Source organism: Pseudomonas sp. BF-RE-25, from assembly GCF_019956105.1.
GTDB classification, from domain to species: domain Bacteria; phylum Pseudomonadota; class Gammaproteobacteria; order Pseudomonadales; family Pseudomonadaceae; genus Aquipseudomonas; species Aquipseudomonas migulae.
This window is the reverse complement of sequence record NZ_JAHBDB010000019.1, coordinates 46,308-63,485: the sequence shown is the minus strand read 5'-3', so window position 1 is coordinate 63,485 and position 17,178 is coordinate 46,308. Positions and strand designations below refer to the sequence as shown.

Here is a 17,178-nt window from a genome sequence, read left to right as displayed (position 1 = left end):
GGATTAGTCCAGGCTTACGGGTGAAAGGTGAGGGGCGGATTGACGTTGAATTGTGGCGTCATTACAGCGGGCGAACTTGGCCAGAGTGCTATGGGCATTGCAGCGCAACGCTGCCAGTTGAACCGAGAGCCCCGCAAGAGCAGCCATCAGCCAGCAAATATCGACGGCCACACCGTCATCGACTTGGCCAGCGGCTACGGCGCCTTCCATCAGTTCGCCAATGGCAGCAATACCCGTGCTCAGACGCTCACCTTGGAACTCCGCGATATTGACAAGCCGCTCCAGGCGCTCAGCTTGTCCGTTCGCACTGGCTGCATGTACGGCAGGAACCACAAGCAACTCCCCCCAGTAGTTAGGGCCGCTCATAGTTTGGAGTCCTCAGTTTCACGGCCTTGGGCGTTATCCCGCGCGGCGATCTTGGATTGCAGCCAGGTATCGACCTCGGCCACGACGTAATACGCGGCCGCCTGGCGGGAGTCGCCATCCTTGATGGGCTTGGGGAAGCTCGGGTCTTTTGCCCTGAGCTTGGCGAGGCCGGAGCGGGTTACGTCTAGCCACTGGCAGAGGGCAGGCTGACGGATCAGTCCCTTACTTGATGGTGTAGTGTTCGGGTGCATTCGCTTGCCTCCATACGGTTGAGGCTTGCCACGTTATGCACCCGGTCTAGCAGAGTCATTGCAATTGCAAAGCTATTTTCGCTTTTGGTTTTGGATATGTGCACCGGCCTCGCTAGCCCTGTGTTCCGCTATTTGATCGTTCGCCTTCATTGCCTCGGTTGCAGCCGCAAACGATTTCTTAATACTGTCTTCGCTCATCCCCATCCCCTTATAGAACGACTCGGGACATCGAGCTTGAAGCTTCTCTCGGATTTCTTTATGTGTGTACTTTCTGTCCCTAACTTTGGTGCTCAGTTCCTCTATCAGCTCAAGCATTGCTGCAATGATCATTCGCATGCATGGCTTATCCTTTTCGCCTGCCGAGTCAGAGCTTTCGCTTTTATCTCTCCGTATTCTTTTCTTTGGGTGTATCACGCTCTCTGATTCAGCAAAGGGGCTGACAAACCAGTCTTTCCAGTTTTCCGGGTCTGGTGGTTGAGAGTCCCACTGTTCAGTACAGCTATGGGCCATTGGTCGGAAGCCGCGAGAGGACACATAGTCATCTACATTTTTTGAGGCCAACGTCATCTCATCTCGGGCATATACCCTCACAAAATGTTGGTCAGAAATTGCCTCATAACAGCCATCAGATCGGGCCGCAAAGACCCTGTAAGCGAGGCCGTCTTTAGTTTTTATCACGCCGTCATCAGGGAGAGGAAAAGGCAATGTCTGCCACTGTGGGAAGCAGTCGAAAGCAGTTACGTCGCTTAGCGTTTTACCCAACATTCCACTCTCGCCCATGGCGTGGAAGGTGCTGCCTGGATGCAGGATTTTATTTTTCGGTGAAAACTTCATGTAGGCAGGAATAACGCCTAGCTCGGAATATTCCGCCATGTCTTCCAGAGAGATATTTCTACCGGTGTTTTTAGACAGAACCTTAATAGCTAGCTTCTCGCTTATGTAAGCCAATCTTTTTCTCTCCATTCCATCGGTTGTCTTTGACGCATTGCTTAATGCGCACCCATTCGCTGAGGTGCAGCGATCTCTCTCGGCCGACTAAGTCGTGGGATGTAGGTGCAATGGGATATTTTCATGCTCGCTTGAAATTCACGATGTTGCCGTTGGCGAGCGTGTCCAAGTGGTCGGCATACCACTGCATCATGGTCGTGCGCTGAGCCAGGTATTGGGCTTTGTTGTACACCCCTGCAATACCGTCTTTGACGTGTGATAGCTGAGCTTCAATGTGGTTTTCGTCGAAGCCGTGTTCGTTGAGGATCGTGCTGGCGATATGGCGGAATCCGTGGCCGGTCTGCCGACCTTCGTAGCCAAGCCGGCGCAAAGCCATCAAGAAAACGGTATTGGAGCGCGGCTTGGTTGTATCGCTACGGCCAGGGAATAGCAGTAAGTAAGTTCCGGTAAGGTTTTGCAGATCGCGCAGCAGCTCGACGGCTTGGCGCGGCAGGGGAACCACATGTTCACGACGACGTTTCATTCGTTCGGCGGGAACCGTCCACAGACTGCCATTTAGATCGAACTCAGACCATCGGGCCTCCCGCAGCTCCGAAGGTCGACAGGCGAGCATAGACAACAGGTGCAGGCCGATACGAACGTCTGCCGCACTCGGGTACGCTCTGATGGCACGCAATAGAGGCGGCAATTCTTCGATTGAAACATGGGCATAGTTTTCGGCTGGCTTGGTCAGAAGGAACTTGTGCAAGCCTTCTAGCGGATTGTGAGTGGCACGGCCAGTGACGCGGGCCAGGTCGTAAATTTCCCGACACATGCCACGTACTCGGCTTGTTTGTTCGACGATTCCGGTTTGCTCCATACCGCGCAGGAACTCCATCCACTCCATGGGCAGAACACCCTGATAGGGCCGCTTGCCGAAGACAGGGAACACATGTAGTTCCAGGGCGCCGATGGTTCGGGTTGCAGTGCCGGCACTCCAGCCTTTGCGCTTGTTGGCGTACCACTCGCGCGCCAGATGCTCGAAAGTATTGTTGGCTGCCTCGCGCTCCGCTGCCTTTTGGGCGCGCTGGGTGGCGAGCATGCTGCCATCTTTCATTGTGCCGTCGCGTAACTCTGCTGCCTTCTGGCGCGCCTGTTCGCCGGTCAACTGGTGGCTACCCTTTCCGTAGCCTCCCAAGCCTAGCCAGGACCATTTGCCATCGGCTTTTTTGTAACGTAGCTCCCAGGATTTTTGGCCGGTGGGCTTCACTCGCAGATAGAGCCCGGCGCCATCTAGCTCCCGGTAGGTGCTGGCCTCCGGCTCAAGGCTGGCTAGAGTGGTGTCTGCCATCGGACGGCGCTTAATCTCCGAACGCTTCATGCGTGTATGCCCCAGTTTCAAATTTAAGGCGAGCATACAAGCAGGCATACACGGGGCGCAATGCTGTGTGGGTTCATTTGTGGATGTCCAGACACAAGAAAGCCCGCGCGGGGCGGGCTTCTTGGGGTGTTTCCGATCATGTGGGAACATGTGGAAACTGGTATTTGGTGGAGCCGGGGGGATTTGAACCCCCGTCCGCCAGTACTCCGCTGTCGGTACTACATGCGTAGCCGTGTCTATTAAGTTAACCCTCAGCGACCCGACGGGCAGGGTGCTTTGGGCGAGTTGTGTAAGTTTTAGCCGCTTCGTCCACAACGTACTGCACGGCGATTCTGTTCTATATGACAATCACTTTGGGTTTACAGACATCCCCTGATGATTGCTGGACCCGAAGGTACCAGAAGGGAAGGGCTAAGGCTGCTTACGCAGCGAGAGCGTATTCCCCGTAGGTTTCGTCATTGGCAACTATAAGAAGTTGCAACAGTGGATTTACGAGTTCTGTTACCAACTCGGCATGCACCTAAAGTTTCGCGACCGGCGTCGAATCCTAAACGGCCCCTTGCCTGTTGCTCTGTGAATCAAAGTGAGCAGCAAGCCTGCGCAGTGTACGCCAACGTGGCTCAGAAGGCCACCCGATGCTTGGCGCGTGTGATCATGGGTTGGGATCTTTGCTCAGTTTGCCAGCGACATTCCCTGGGTGGCCTCGGTGACGCATTTTTTGTCGTCCCCGGCAGCTTTTGAAGCTTCGGCGCTGGCCAGCAGTCTTTTGATCTCCATTGTGGTGTTGTCGGCGCTCGCCGGCAGTGCATTCACTTTGGCTTTGAGCTGTTGCAGCTTGCTCGTACACAGGTCGTTGTCCGCTGCAAATACAGGAGAAGCCAACAGTGCAGCAGACATGAGCAAACCAGCGATCGCGGTACGTTTCATGGGTATTTCCTTGTACGGGTAGTCTCGGTGCTGCCATAGGGGCGGGGGCTCGGCCGAGGTCGAAAAACAAGCCACGATTGATCGGCCCTACTTAAAAGACTACGACGTTGTGCAGGAATTCGTTTTTCCCCAAGCGCTATGGAAAAAAAGGTTCATGCAGGACTAAACCCCAGAAGCAACAAAACCCGCATTTGGCGGGTTTTGGTTTGTTTCGCATTGGGTGGAGCCATCCTGAGCGCTCCCTGGCCTGTTGCTCTGTGAATCTTGATGAGCAACAAGCCTGCGAGTTGAACGCCAGGAAAGCCCACCCGAAGGTTGGCAGTGTGCCGGGTTACTTCCCGCCTTTGTTCGCGTCCTTGATTTGCTTGATCGTTTGTTCTGTCTCGGCGATGCAATCGTCAGTCCCTTCCTTGGTGCCTTTTGCCTGATCGGCTTTGGCTTGCTTGACGCTGTCCATTACCTGGTCAGCCATCTCCGGAGGCGTCTGTGCCCTGGCATTTTCGATGGTTTTAATGTTGACCGCACAGAGGTCTTCAGCGGCAAACGAGGGGGACGCCATCAGCGAGACAGTAACGAACAGACCTAACAGTACAGAACGTTTCATGAGTATCTCCTTGAACTGAGGGCTCAGGTGTTTCCGGGCCATCAGAACGGGCTGCCGAGGTTGGGTAAGGCCCGGCAATGTCCGGGCTTAACCAGTGGACTACGACGATTTGTCAGGGTTCTATTTTTCTTCAGATGCCCCTCGGCTGTGTGACCCGATCCACCAGATAGACCAGCCCGTGGTAGTCAATTCCGCCATGTTGCGTCAGACCGATCTCACAGGTGCGGCTGGTCGAAATCCCCTCGCTGCACTGTTGCACCGCGTCCTTGAGCGTACGCAGCGAATGGGCGTTCAGCTCCGGCGTGGTGAAGCCCTTGTCGCCGGCAAATCCACAGCAGTGAATACCTTCGGGGATGACCACGTTTTTGCTGCACTTGCGCGCCAGATCAATCAGCGCCTGGCTTTCTCCTAGGTGCTGAGTGCTGCACGTGACATGCACGGCGATGGGCGCTTCCTGCGGCGTGAAGTCGAGACGATCCATCAAATGCGTACGGATGAAACGCACCGGGTCGTACAGGTCCAGTCGAACATCTCCCAGGTCCTGAACCAGTCGCAAGGTGCAGGGGCTGGTGTCGCAGTAGATCGGATCGAGCCCGCCACGGCTGGCGTGCAGTAACGCGCCAATCAGTTCCTGGCGCTTGTGTTCGGCCTGTTCGGCGTAGCCCTTGGAGGCAAACGGCTGGCCGCAGCAGAGATTGTCCTGATTGTCCGGAAAGACTACCTGGTAACCGGCTTTTTCCAGCAGACCACGGGTTTTGTCGTACAGCGACATTTGCTCTTTATCACCGGCCGCAGGCCCCATGACCCGCGAGACACAAGCCGCCAGGTACACCACGCGAGGGCGCTCGTCCGACACGATCGGGCTGAAGCGAATGGCTTTTTCTGGCTGCGGCATGGCGTTGGTCCATTGTGGGACCTGGCCTTTGGACAACTTCGTCAGCGTTGCCGAAAGCTTCGCCAGACGTGGCGCCCCCAGCAGCATCCGCGCGCCATTGGCCACATGCAGGGTGAAACGGGCGCCTTGCAGCGCGGTGGCGAAATTGCCTTCCAGCCAATTGGCAGTTTTTGTATGCGTCGCCTTACGGCTGCGAAGCTTTTTCACCAGCTCGCCGGTGTTGATTCCTACAGGGCAACGCTGTGCGCACAACCCGGTGGCGGCGCAGGTGTCGATGCCCTGGTATTCGTAAGCGGCTTCGAGTTCCGTGGTGTCCACACCGGCACGTTTTTTTGCCTGAATGTCTCGCCAGATCACGATGCGCTGGCGCGGGCTCAGGGTCAGGCCTTTCGACGGGCACACCGGCTCACAAAAACCGCACTCGATGCACTTATCCACAATCTCGTCGGCGGCCGGCAACGGCTTCAGATGTTTGAGGTGAATCTGCGGATCGTCGCTGAGCACCACGTCCGGGTTGAGAATGCCGTTGGGGTCGAGCAGGCGTTTGAGCTGCCACATCAACTGGTAGGCGTCGCTGCCCCATTCCAGCTCCACGAACGGCGCCATGTTGCGACCGGTGCCGTGCTCGGCTTTCAGCGAACCGCCGAATTCCACCGCGACCAACTGCGCCACGTCGTCCATGAACGCTTGATAGCGTGCGACTTCTTCCGGATTGTTGAAGCCTTGGGTGAAGACGAAGTGCAGATTACCTTCCAACGCGTGTCCGAAAAGGATCGCTTCGTCGTAGTGATGCTTGTCGAACAATTCGATCAGACGATTCACGCCGATGGCCAGTTGTTCCACCGGGAAGGTCACGTCTTCGATGATCACCGTGGTGCCGGTTTTGCGCACCGCGCCGACGGCGGGGAAGGTGTCCTTGCGAATGGCCCAGAGGCGGGCGTTCTCGATGGGGTCTTCGGTGAAATCGACCTGTTTTTCCACTGGGAACGACGTCAGCGACGCCATGATTTGCGCCAGTTGCTCGTGCAGCAAAGTCGACGACGCGGCGCGGGATTCGATCAGCAACGCGCAGGCATTGTTCGACAGGTGCTGTACGAAATCCGGCATGCCGGGTTTGTTCTGCACTGAACGCAGACTGCGACGGTCGAGCAGTTCCACGGCCGACACCGGTTGGCTTTTCAGCACGGTGACGGCGTTGCAGCAGGTCTCCACATCCGGGAACACGATCAGTGCCGAGGCTTTGTTCGGGTGGTCGATCACCGTGTCGTAGGTCACGGCACTGATGAACCCCAGCGTGCCTTCGGAACCCACCAGCAAGTGGCTCAAGATATCCACAGGCTCGTCGTAATCCACCAGGGCGTTGAGTGACAGGCCGGTGGTATTTTTCAGACGGTATTTGTGGCGGATTTTTGCAGCCAGTTCGGAATTGGCGCGGGTCTCGCGGCCCAGTGTCGCTAAACGTTCAAGCAACGCTGCGTGGCTCTCACGAAACGCCGCGACACTCGCCGCATCTTCAGTGTCGAGACGGCTGCCGTCGGCGAGCACCAGGCGAATACCGGCCAGCGTGTGATAGGTATTTTGCGCCGTGCCGCAGCACATACCGCTGGCGTTATTGGCGACGATACCGCCGATTTTGCAGGCGTTGATCGAGGCCGGGTCGGGACCGATCTTGCGTCCGAACGGCGCCAGCCACGCGTTGGCCTGCGCGCCGATGACGCCCGGCTGCAGACGGATTTGCGTGCCGTGGCCGCGGATCTCGCGTCCGTTCCAGTTATCCCCAAGCACTATCAGCACCGAATCGCTGATGGCCTGGCCGGACAGGCTGGTGCCGGCGGCGCGGAAGGTCACCGGAACCTGATCCCGTTGTGCCAGTTTCAGCAGCGCCACCACTTCATCTTCAGACTCGACGCGGATCACCAGTTGCGGAATCAACCGGTAGAAACTGGCATCGGTGCCGAACGCCAATGTCGACAGCGGGTCGTCGAACCGTCGTTCTTGAGGTATCAGTTGCTGCGCATCTCGCAGGAAAGTCGCCGGTAGAGTCATTGGTCCTCCAGGATCAAAACCACCAGGTCTTTCGGGCCGTGGGCACCGTAAGCCAGGACTTGTTCGATGTCGGCCGTTTTCGACGGGCCGGACACTAACAGCGCGTTGGTCGGCATGCCGTGAGCCCAGTTGAACTCCTGCTGCACCTGATAGAAGTTGTCACGGATTTCACTGGCCTTGAGCAGGGCGAAATGTACGGGTGGCACCAGGCTCATCAAGCGTGGTTCTTCCCGCGTCGGCCAGAGAATCAGACTACCTGTCGCGGCGATTGCGCCGAGGGTGGTGGTGAGGCTGGCCGGTGTGTCGTTAAACAGTTCGGCTTTCCATTCTTCCACCGGACGCTCGTAGGCCTTGAGCGTCGGCAAGCCGGGATTTTTCGCCCAGTGCTGAGTGACACGTTGACCGTGCGGCGTCGTCGGCGCGATCAACAGGCTTGGCAGCTGACGATCCTGCAGCAACTGAGCAAGCAACGAAGGCCAGGCTTCGCCGGACGTCAGGTGGATTTCCGTGTGCACCGCTTCCATCAGTTTGCGCAGCTGCGGAATGCGTTGTTCGGGTGCGTAGGTGTACGGCGCTGTCACCAGTTCGACGTCGAACTCGTCAGGCACGGGCGTCGTGCCGGTCAGACTTTTCCGTAACTTGGCGAGGATGTTTTGCTTGGCGCTCATCAGCGATCTCCCTGTTTGGCCAGATGCTCGCGGGCCATGTCGTGCAGTGAGCGGGCAGCCGGTTTCGGGGCGCTGTGGTTTTGCGTCCAAGGGCCGACGTTGCTCGGTGCGAGGGCACGCAGACGCGTGGCGACAAAGCCGAACAGTCGATACAGCGTCGGCGAGCTGTTGAGTTTCGCCCAGGCATTCCAGATAAAACGCTCCTTGCGCGAATACTTGCTGCCCTGGCCGCGCATCACTTGATGCGGGCTGTCCGGGGCTTTGACGTTCTCTTCCCGCAGGCGACGCAGTAGGGAAGGGATAGGGATTTTTACCGGACAGACTTCGCCGCAAGCACCACACAGCGACGACGCACTCGGATGATCCGGGACATTCGCCAGGCCGACCATGTGCGGCGTGATGATTTTTCCGATAGGCCCAGGGTAAACCTCCCCATAGGCGTGGCCGCCGATTCGAGTGTAGACCGGGCAATGATTCATACAGGCGCCGCAGCGAATGCAGTTCAGGGTCTGGCGCAATTCACTGTCGGCAAAGGCTTGGCTGCGACCGTTGTCCAGCAGCACAAGGTGCACTTCCTGTGGGCCATCGAGTTCATCGGCCTTGCGTGGGCCGGAGATCATGTTGACGTAGGTGGTGATCGGCTGGCCGAGGGCCGAGCGGGTCAACAGTGACACCAGCGGCACCACGTCACGCAGGTTTTCCACGACTTTTTCGATGCCGGTAACGGCGATGTGTACCGGTGGCACCGTGGTGGTCATGCGCCCGTTGCCTTCGTTTTCCACCAGCAGCAAGGTGCCGGTTTCGGCCACGGCGAAGTTGACGCCGGAGACGCCGATGTCCGCTTCGAAGAATTTCTGCCGCAAGACTTTGCGACCGATCTGAATGAGTTGGTCAACGTCCTTGGTGTATTCCACGCCAAGTTTGTCATGGAACAAGGACGCGACCTGACCGGCATTCTTGTGGATCGCCGGCATAATAATGTGTGAAGGCTTCTCGTGGTCGAGCTGGACGATGTACTCGCCCATGTCCGATTCCAGGCATTCAATGCCCCGTTCAGCGAGGAAATGGTTCATCTCCATTTCTTCGCTGACCATCGATTTGCCCTTGATCACTTGCCGCCCCTCGTGAGCGCGGATGATCGAGAGGACGATGCCATTAGCTTCGTCCACCGTTTCCGCCCAGTGCACTGTCACACCGTTGCGGGTCAGGTTCTGTTCAAGTTGCTCGAGCAGGTCGGGCAACTTCGATAACGCACGGGCGCGGACAGCATTGCCCAGCGCTCGCAAATGTTCTCTTTCATGGGCATCGCTGAAGGACGCTGCCCGTTTTGTCATCAGAGAATCCATCGCAGTGCGAAAGTTGTTTCGCAGTTGCTTGTCACCCAACGCCTTGTGCGCACGGGTGCGGAAATCTTCTTCTACGGCAACCGTAGGAATAATCGCGGAAGCGTTCATTGAACACCTCCGGTGCGCTGCCAAAGGAAACTGGCCAGGTGTTGGCCGCGCAACGCTTCCTTCTGTTTCTCCAGCGAGCCGTTGATGTTCATCAGGCAGCCGCAATCGGCACTGAGTACCTTGTGCGCACCGGATTCCTTCAACGCCCGGGTCTTGTCAGCCACCATCGCGCCGGAAATGTCTGGCATACGGACGCTGAAAGTCCCACCGAAGCCACAGCATTCACTTTCATGGCTATGGTCGACTCGCTCCACATTCCCCAACTGCGCCAACAACTCGCGGCCGTGCAAGTGGGTGTTCATCTCACGACGTGCCGAACACGATGTGTGCAATGCCACTTTGACCGGTTCGCCGCTGTCCTTGAGCTGCACCTTGCAGACAAACAACAGAAACTCGGCCAACTCATACGTCCGGGCCGCCAGGGCCTGAACCTGTTTCAACGTTTGCGGCTCGTCCTTGAACAAGTCGGCATAGTGCTCGCGCAACATGCCGGCGCACGATCCCGACGGCACCACCACCGGATAATCTCCGGCGAACAGCGCCAGTTGCGCGCGCGCCACGGTCCGGGCCTGGTCGGTGTAACCGGAGGTGTAGGCCGGTTGTCCGCAGCAGCTTTGCCCTTGCGGGTACTCGACACGAATGCCTTCGCGTTCCAGCAGGTGAATCGCATCCATCCCGGCTTCCGGGTAGAACAGATCAACCACGCAGGTCCCGAACAGGTAGACCCGTGCCGGTTTTTCGCTGGGATATTGCCGAGGCTCGGGCAGTGGCGGGGCGACGCGGGTCGCGTTCGGCACGGCGTTGTAAAAAAGCTCGCTCATCAGGCGTGTCTCCGGGTGGTCCCGGTTATCCGTCCGCTGAGGCTGCTGAATATAGAGAGAGATTCTTTCAGCAGCCTTACAGACCGGGTTGTGAATAGCTGACGCCGGAATCGTGGTCCGGCGTCGGTTTTTGCGTTTTTTCTTGTAGTACTTAGTGCACCAGCATGCCGGTGAACCAGTAGGCCTGAGCCAAGGTGATCAGGCCGACGATGGTTGCGAAGAACAGGCTGTGCTTGAGGGTGAAACGGAACAGGTCCGATTCCTTGCCGACCAGACCGGTCGCGGCGCAGGCCACGGCGATCGATTGTGGCGAGATCATCTTGCCGGTCACGCCGCCGCTGGTGTTTGCCGCCACCAACAAGGTGTCGTTGACGCCGATCTGGTGCGCGGTGGTCGCTTGCAACGAGCTGAACAGCGCGTTGGACGAGGTGTCTGAACCGGTCAGGAACACGCCCAGCCAGCCGAGGAACGGCGAGAAGAACGGGAACGCCGCGCCGGTGCCTGCCAATACCAGCGCCATGGTCGACGACATGCCCGAGTAGTTGGTGACGAAGGCAAACGCCAGCACCATGCCGATGGACAGGATCGGCCAGCGCAGCTCGTAGAATGTCTCTCTAAAAGTGGTCAGACCAGTTTTAATGTTGGTCTTCAATACCAGCATCGAGATCAGCGCGGAGAAGAAGATCGCCGTGCCGGTCGCGGAAATCGGATCGAGTTTGAACACGGCCGGGATGGCGGTCGGAGCGGTCACGATTGGTGCGACCTTGATCACCATTTGGTCTAGGTGCGGAATGGCGAAGTTGAACACCCAGCTGTACATCGAGCCGCCAGCGGCGAACATCGCCTTGAACGGTTTCAGGGTCCAGATGGTGACCAGCACGGTGAGGATCAGGAACGGCGACCAGGCTTTGAAAATTTCACCGAGGCTGTAAGGCGAGGCCACGGTTGTGCGCGGCTGGCCGAAACCGCCGGCGCTGGCAGTCACAACGGAGGCCGAAACGGCACCGACGATGTGTTGGCCTGCGGCGCGTTTCGGCTGCCAGACTTTCAGGAACAGCGTCAGGGAAATCAGGCTGGCCAGGGCCGAGGTGATGTCCGGCAGTTCCGGGCCGATGAAGTTCGACGTGAAGTATTGGGTGATGGCGAAGCTCAAACCGGCCACCAGTGCTGCTGGCCAGGTTTCCCGCACGCCGCGCAGGCCGTCCATCATGAACACCAGCCAGAACGGCACGAACAGCGACAGCAGCGGCAGTTGGCGACCGGTCATGGCGCCGATCTTGAACGCGTCGATACCGGTCACTTGCCCGGCCACGATGATCGGGATCCCCAAGGCGCCGAAGGCCACTGGCGCGGTGTTGGCGATCAGGCACAAGCCTGCGGCGTACAGCGGGTTGAAGCCGAGTCCTACAAGGAGGGCGGCGGTAATCGCTACCGGTGCGCCGAAACCGGCTGCACCTTCAAGGAATGCACCGAAGCAGAAGCCGATCAGCAGCACCTGCAAACGCTGGTCGTCGGTGATCGACAGGACGGAGCTGCGAATCACCTCGAACTGACCACTCTTGACCGTCAGTTTGTAGAGGAACACGGCGGCGACGATGATCCACGCAATCGGCCACAGGCCGTAGGCGAAGCCATACCCGGCGGCGGCGAATGCCATATTGACCGGCATCTGGAACGCGAAGATGGCCACCGCAATGGACAAGGCCAGCGTGATGCTGCCGGCCACGTGCCCTTTGAGTCGGAACACGGCCAACGCCAGGAAGAAAAACACGATGGGGATAACGGCTGCGAGCGCGGAAAAGCCGAGGCTGCCGAGCGGGGTATAGAGCTGTTGCCAGGTTTGCATATGGGGTGGCCCCTAATTGTTGTTGGTCAGGCACTGATCAGCGTTCTTGGATAATTGGTAATACCAATTTACAATCGCTGTTCGCTAGGGTAAAAGCCTTGTAGGCGGCGTGTCAATTTGCCGCCCTAAAACTTTTGTCGAACAAGCGCTGTGGCGCCTGTTTGAGCCGGTCGTACAAATGCCGTCTGGCAGGTGCTGGCAAAGCGCCGATAGGCCAGAATAGAGAGCCCGGCGAGCCGTCGGGATCGTGGAGAATTGAGTTATGGGGTTTGATCAAATTCGTCAGCGCCGTTTGTCTGACGATATTGTCGAGCAGCTCGAGGGGATGATCCTCGAGGGCACGCTGAAGGCAGGTGAGCGCTTGCCGGCCGAGCGCGCATTGGCCGAGCAGTTCGGCGTGTCACGCCCTTCGTTGCGCGAAGCGATTCAGAAGCTGGCGGCCAAGGGCTTGCTGGTCAGCCGCCAGGGTGGCGGCAACTATGTGGTGGAATCACTGGGCACGACCTTTAGTGATCCGCTGCTTCATCTGCTTGAAAGCAACCCCGAGGCCCAGCGCGATCTGCTGGAATTTCGCCATACCCTGGAAGCATCCTGCGCCTATTACGCAGCAATGCGGGCGACAGATGTCGATCGCGAGCGGTTGACCGCTGCCTTCAATGAATTGCAGGACTGCTACACCCGTCACGATGAAGTGAGTCGGGCGGAAGAGGGGGCGGCGGACGCGAAATTTCACCTGGCAATCGCCGAAGCCAGTCACAACGCGGTGTTGCTGCACACCATTCGCGGGCTGTTCGATCTGCTCAAGCGCAACGTGGTGACCAACATTGGCGGCATGTACAAACAGCGCACGGAAACCCGCGACATGCTGATCACGCAGCATCGGGAGTTGTACATGGCGATTATTGAGGGGCGGGCGGAGCAGGCGCGGGAAGTTTCCAGTCGACACATTCTGTATGTACAGGAAGTGCTGGAAGAGGTGCGTCAGGAAGTGCAGCGCATGGCCCGGGCGGAGCGGCGCAAGGGGATGTAGTCAGTTAGTTTTGATCGTTCGTGCGATTGCATTCGCGGGCAAGCCTCGCTCCTACAGGGAAACGTGTAGGAGCGAGGCTTGCCCGCGAAGAGGGCCTCAAGGCGAAAAATTACTCTTCCTTGCCCTTGTTGCGCACCGCTCGCTGCAACTCGCGACCGGCGTCGCGTTCGCGTTCGGTATCACGCTTGTCGTATTCCTTCTTGCCCTTGCCCAGAGCGATCTCGCACTTGACCATGTGCTTGCTCCAGTACCAGGACAGGCATACGCAGGCGTAACCCTTTTGCTGCACGGCGGCGGCCAGCTTTTCCAGCTCGCGGCGGTTGAGCAGCAATTTGCGGGTGCGCGTCGGATCGGCGATGACGTGCGTGCTGGCGGTCGTCAGGGGCGTAATGTGGCTGCCGAGCAGCCAGGCTTCGCCATCCTTGAGCAGCACGTAACTGTCGACCAGTTGCAGCTTGCTTGCCCGCAGACTTTTTACTTCCCAGCCGGCCAGGACCAGACCAGCCTCGAACCGATGTTCGATGAAGTAATCGTGTCGCGCCTTTTTATTCTGCGCGATGGTCCCTGTTGGGTGTTTCTTCTGTTTAGCCATAGGGGCGGCATTATAGGGAGTTGCACGCGAGTCGGCTACGGTGATGCTGCGTGCTTGAGCAGGTTGATTGAATCCCGGACAATGCGCCCTCTTTTTTCAATGCTTGGACGTGGTAACGATGTCGACAGACAAGGTTTCTGTCCACGGCAGTTGGGCTAGCCGCTGGGTCTTCATACTCGCCGCGACCGGTTCGGCCGTGGGCCTGGGTAGCATCTGGAAGTTCCCGTACATGGTCGGGGTCTACGGCGGCGGTGCCTTTGTATTGATGTTCCTGGCCTGTATCGCACTGATCGGCGTACCGGTCATGCTGGCTGAAACCCTGATCGGTCGTCGTGCCCGGCAAAGTCCGGCCAATGCCTTGAAGGTGTTGGCGCTGGAGGCGGGGCATTCGGGCAAGTGGTCCTGGGGCGCATTCGCCGGGATGATCACGGCGTTGCTGATCCTGTCTTTCTATAGCGTCGTCGGTGGTTGGTCGCTGGATTACATCATCGACATGGGGCGCGGCGACTTTCAGGGGGTAACGCCGGATCAGGTCGGTGCGTACTTTGGCAAGGTGATCGCCGATCCATGGCGTCTGACACTTTGGCATACGATTTTTATGCTGTTGTCCGCCGTCGTCATCGCCAGGGGCGTAGTCGCCGGCCTTGAGCGCAGCCTGCGCATCATGATGCCGTTGCTCTTCGTGATGGTTCTGGTGCTGCTGGGTTACAGCATGACCACCGGCCATTTCATGGAGGGCGTGCATTTCATGTTCGACTTCCACCCGGAAAAAGTCCTCGACGGCTTGTTGCCGGCCATGGGGCACGCGTTCTTTTCCCTGAGCGTGGGCGTTGGTTCGATCATGATCTATGGCGCCTACATGCCGAAACACTCGTCGATCTCCGGCACAGTGGTCGGTGTCGCACTGCTCGATACCTTTGTTTCGCTGGTCGCGGGTCTGGCATTGTTTCCGATTGTGTTCGCCGCCGGCCTGAATCCGAGCGAAGGACCTGGCCTGATGTTCGTCAGCCTGCCATTTGCCTTTGGCAACGTAGCGTTTGGCCAGTTGATGGGGGTAGTGTTCTTCGTCCTGGTCGCGATTGCAGCCTGGAGTTCAGCGATTTCATTGCTCGAACCGATGGTGGCTTACCTGGTTGAACGCACTAAAGTCAGCCGCGCGTGGGTGACTTTCTGGCTGGCGTTCACCTGCTGGTTCGTCGGTCTGGGCACGGTGTTTTCCTTCAATATCTGGAAGGAAGCCAAGTTTTTCGTGAACGAAGGCGGGATGTTCCATCTCTATCAATGGGGTGCGGCCGGCGGTCTGGATTTCTTTGGCGTGATCGATTTCTTTACCTCGCGGATCATGTTGCCTCTCGGTGGTTTGTGTTTCGTGGTGTTTGCAGGATGGGTGATGGGGCGTGAAGCGGTGCGCGACGAGTTGTCGATCCGCAACCCCATGCTGTTCAATCTGTCCCTGTTTTTGATGCGCTATGTGGCGCCCATCGGCATTCTTGTAGTGTTTGCCGCCCAGCTGTGGAAGTGACGCTGACATGACGACACACATTCAACGTTCGGCTCTGCTGCCGTACCCGGCACAAGCGCTGTATGACCTGGTCAATGACGTGGCACGTTACCCGGAGTTTTTGCCGTGGTGCTCGTCGGCCGAAGTCCTGGAAAACTCTCCCGAGTACATGCGCGCGAGCGTTGGCGTGGCCAAGGGTGGCCTCAGTCAGCATTTCGTGACGCGTAACACTCTGGTCCCCGGGCAATCGATCGAGATGAACCTCGAGGAAGGCCCATTCACGCAGTTGCATGGCATTTGGGTGTTCAAGGCGTTGACCGACAAGGCCTGCAAGATCAGCCTGGACCTGTCGTTCGATTACGCCGGGCCGATTGTTCGCGCGACCCTGGGGCCATTGTTCAATCAGGCGGCCAATACGCTGGTCGATGCGTTCTGCCAGCGCGCCAAACAGATACATGGTTAAGCCCGTGATCGAAATCGAGGTGGTGTATGCCGCTGTTGATCGTCAGGTGCTTCGCTGTGTGACGGTGCCCGCAGGCACAACCGTGCGCGCAGCGCTGCTTGATTCGGGAATAGGCGAAGCGTTTCCAGAGCTGGATCTGGGCGAATGCCCTGTCGGGATATTCGGCAAGGTGATCGCCGATCCGGACACACACCAGGTTCGGGCAGGGGATCGTATCGAGATCTATCGGCCTTTGCTGGCCGATCCGAAAGAGGTTCGTCGGTTGCGCGCGGCCAAGGCTGCCGAGGCAAAAGCCCGAAATCAGTGACCTGATTAAATGCCAGACAATAAAAAACCCGGACATTCCGGGTTTTTTATTGCGTCGCAAATTATTGCGGCGAGGTTTCCAGCGGTTCTGGCGTCGGGACTGGAACGGTTTCTACGCCGTCCACGTCCTTCTGGATCTGATCCAGCAACGAACCTGGCTTGACCGGTTTTTCCGGTTTCGGCTTCTCGGCGTTTTCAACAGGCGCGGTCACGTTAGTGCCACTGTCCTTGCCGAGAATGGCTTCGTCCCGGCTCACGCCTGGCATGAAATCACCAGAGAGGCTGACAAGTTGGTCATTTGGGTTGAAGATAACGCTAATGCGTTCCTGTTGGCGTTCACCGCCACCGGGTTGCAGGCTGTACAGATAATCCCAGCGATCGGCATGGAACGTGTCGGTCAACAGAGGGTTGCCCATGATAAACCGTACTTGCTTGCGGGTCATTCCCGGGCGTAACTGGTTTATCATGTCCTGCGTGACGACATTGCCCTGCTGGATGTCGATTTTGTAAACCCCGGGGAATGAACAACCGGCGAGTGCGAGCAGTCCCACAAAGGTGAAACTGGTTAGCAAGAGCTTGGTGTTTTGCATCGGTGGGCGACTTCCACTATCTTGGCTGGGACAACGTAAACGCCGATCATACCCGCATTAAGAGAAGCTGCGAAGCAGCATCGCGAGAAAGCTGACCATGGTTGAAAATAGCGAACTACGCAAAGCCGGTCTCAAAGTGACCCTTCCACGGGTCAAAATTCTGCAAATGCTCGATTCCGCCGAGCAACGCCACATGAGTGCCGAGGATGTTTACAAGGCGCTGATGGAGGCTGGTGAGGACGTCGGTCTGGCCACGGTTTACCGTGTACTGACTCAGTTCGAGGCAGCTGGCCTTGTGGTGCGGCACAACTTCGACGGAGGCCATGCGGTCTTCGAGCTGGATGACGGCAAGCATCACGACCATATGGTCAACGTCGAAACCAGCGAAGTGATCGAATTCTTCGACGAAGAAATCGAGCGCCTGCAGAAAGCCATCGTCGACAAGTACGGTTTCGAGATGGTCGATCACAATCTGGTGCTGTACGTGCGCAAGAAAAAGTAAGCATGTCG

General features: G+C 57.9%; 18 protein-coding genes and 1 other RNA gene. 5 read left to right on the top strand and 14 right to left on the bottom strand.

Annotated features, from left to right (window positions below):
* Positions 1 to 3 precede the first annotated feature (3 nt).
* The 12 genes from KGB24_RS10645 to KGB24_RS10590 all read right to left on the bottom strand — a co-directional run bounded on the left by KGB24_RS10645 (position 4) and on the right by KGB24_RS10590 (position 12,186).
* Positions 4 to 366 (bottom strand): hypothetical protein, encoded by a 363-nt coding sequence (locus tag KGB24_RS10645; RefSeq protein ID WP_223414128.1) that lies wholly within the window; start codon positions 364 to 366, stop codon positions 4 to 6.
* Positions 363 to 617, bottom strand: a complete 255-nt coding sequence (locus tag KGB24_RS10640; RefSeq protein ID WP_223414127.1) for a helix-turn-helix transcriptional regulator — start codon at positions 615 to 617, stop codon at positions 363 to 365. The genes KGB24_RS10645 and KGB24_RS10640 overlap by 4 nt, the downstream gene beginning before the upstream one ends.
* Positions 618 to 689: 72 nt before the next feature.
* On the bottom strand, positions 690 to 1,565 hold the full coding sequence (locus KGB24_RS10635; RefSeq protein ID WP_223414126.1) for a hypothetical protein: 876 nt from the start codon (positions 1,563 to 1,565) through the stop codon (positions 690 to 692).
* A gap of 121 nt (positions 1,566 to 1,686) precedes the next feature.
* A complete protein-coding gene (locus KGB24_RS10630) occupies positions 1,687 to 2,925 on the bottom strand; it encodes a tyrosine-type recombinase/integrase (protein ID WP_223414125.1) in 1,239 nt (412 codons plus the stop codon).
* A gap of 165 nt (positions 2,926 to 3,090) precedes the next feature.
* Positions 3,091 to 3,484, bottom strand: a transfer-messenger RNA (tmRNA) gene (gene ssrA / locus KGB24_RS10625).
* 113 nt (positions 3,485 to 3,597) lie between these two features.
* The gene (locus KGB24_RS10620; RefSeq protein ID WP_223414124.1) at positions 3,598 to 3,852 is read right to left on the bottom strand and encodes a hypothetical protein; all 255 of its coding nucleotides are present in this window, start codon (positions 3,850 to 3,852) and stop codon (positions 3,598 to 3,600) included.
* Between the two features lie 331 nt (positions 3,853 to 4,183).
* Positions 4,184 to 4,456, bottom strand: coding sequence for a hypothetical protein (locus tag KGB24_RS10615; RefSeq protein ID WP_008029813.1), 273 nt, complete (start codon positions 4,454 to 4,456; stop codon positions 4,184 to 4,186).
* Positions 4,457 to 4,586: 130 nt separating this feature from the next.
* Positions 4,587 to 7,397, bottom strand: a complete 2,811-nt coding sequence (locus KGB24_RS10610; RefSeq protein WP_223414123.1) for an FAD-binding and (Fe-S)-binding domain-containing protein — start codon at positions 7,395 to 7,397, stop codon at positions 4,587 to 4,589.
* A complete protein-coding gene (locus KGB24_RS10605) occupies positions 7,394 to 8,065 on the bottom strand; it encodes a lactate utilization protein C (RefSeq protein ID WP_192227685.1) in 672 nt (223 codons plus the stop codon). Before KGB24_RS10605 ends, KGB24_RS10610 begins: the two co-directional genes overlap by 4 nt.
* Entirely contained in the window at positions 8,065 to 9,519 is a 1,455-nt protein-coding gene (locus KGB24_RS10600) for a LutB/LldF family L-lactate oxidation iron-sulfur protein (protein ID WP_008029808.1), read from the bottom strand. Before KGB24_RS10600 ends, KGB24_RS10605 begins: the two co-directional genes overlap by 1 nt.
* Positions 9,516 to 10,340: a (Fe-S)-binding protein gene (locus tag KGB24_RS10595; protein WP_008029806.1), complete on the bottom strand. Its 825-nt coding sequence runs from the start codon at positions 10,338 to 10,340 to the stop codon at positions 9,516 to 9,518. The genes KGB24_RS10600 and KGB24_RS10595 overlap by 4 nt, the downstream gene beginning before the upstream one ends.
* Positions 10,341 to 10,491: 151 nt before the next feature.
* Positions 10,492 to 12,186 carry a lactate permease LctP family transporter gene (locus KGB24_RS10590; RefSeq protein WP_223414122.1) on the bottom strand — a complete coding sequence of 565 codons (1,695 nt, stop codon included), beginning with the start codon at positions 12,184 to 12,186 and terminating at the stop codon, positions 10,492 to 10,494.
* Positions 12,187 to 12,448: 262 nt separating this feature from the next.
* On the opposite strand from KGB24_RS10590, the gene KGB24_RS10585 reads away from it, so the two are divergent.
* Positions 12,449 to 13,216: a GntR family transcriptional regulator gene (locus KGB24_RS10585; protein WP_008029801.1), complete on the top strand. Its 768-nt coding sequence runs from the start codon at positions 12,449 to 12,451 to the stop codon at positions 13,214 to 13,216.
* A gap of 109 nt (positions 13,217 to 13,325) precedes the next feature.
* On the opposite strand, the gene smpB is transcribed toward KGB24_RS10585, so the two are convergent.
* Positions 13,326 to 13,808 (bottom strand): SsrA-binding protein SmpB, encoded by a 483-nt coding sequence (gene smpB, locus KGB24_RS10580; protein WP_008029800.1) that lies wholly within the window; start codon positions 13,806 to 13,808, stop codon positions 13,326 to 13,328.
* Positions 13,809 to 13,926: 118 nt separating this feature from the next.
* Between smpB and KGB24_RS10575 the strand changes: the two genes are divergently transcribed.
* From KGB24_RS10575 to KGB24_RS10565, 3 genes are read left to right on the top strand one after another with little or no spacing between them, the layout of a single operon-like run.
* Entirely contained in the window at positions 13,927 to 15,330 is a 1,404-nt protein-coding gene (locus KGB24_RS10575; RefSeq protein WP_008029797.1) for a sodium-dependent transporter, read from the top strand.
* Between the two features lie 7 nt (positions 15,331 to 15,337).
* Entirely contained in the window at positions 15,338 to 15,772 is a 435-nt protein-coding gene (locus KGB24_RS10570) for a type II toxin-antitoxin system RatA family toxin (protein WP_008029796.1), read from the top strand.
* A complete protein-coding gene (locus KGB24_RS10565; RefSeq protein WP_223414121.1) occupies positions 15,765 to 16,079 on the top strand; it encodes an RnfH family protein in 315 nt (104 codons plus the stop codon). The genes KGB24_RS10570 and KGB24_RS10565 overlap by 8 nt, the downstream gene beginning before the upstream one ends.
* Positions 16,080 to 16,140: 61 nt before the next feature.
* On the opposite strand, the gene KGB24_RS10560 is transcribed toward KGB24_RS10565, so the two are convergent.
* Positions 16,141 to 16,668 carry an outer membrane protein assembly factor BamE gene (locus KGB24_RS10560; protein ID WP_008029791.1) on the bottom strand — a complete coding sequence of 176 codons (528 nt, stop codon included), beginning with the start codon at positions 16,666 to 16,668 and terminating at the stop codon, positions 16,141 to 16,143.
* Between the two features lie 97 nt (positions 16,669 to 16,765).
* On the opposite strand from KGB24_RS10560, the gene fur reads away from it, so the two are divergent.
* A complete protein-coding gene (gene fur / locus KGB24_RS10555) occupies positions 16,766 to 17,170 on the top strand; it encodes a ferric iron uptake transcriptional regulator (RefSeq protein ID WP_003197684.1) in 405 nt (134 codons plus the stop codon).
* The last annotated feature ends 8 nt before the right edge of the window (positions 17,171 to 17,178 follow it).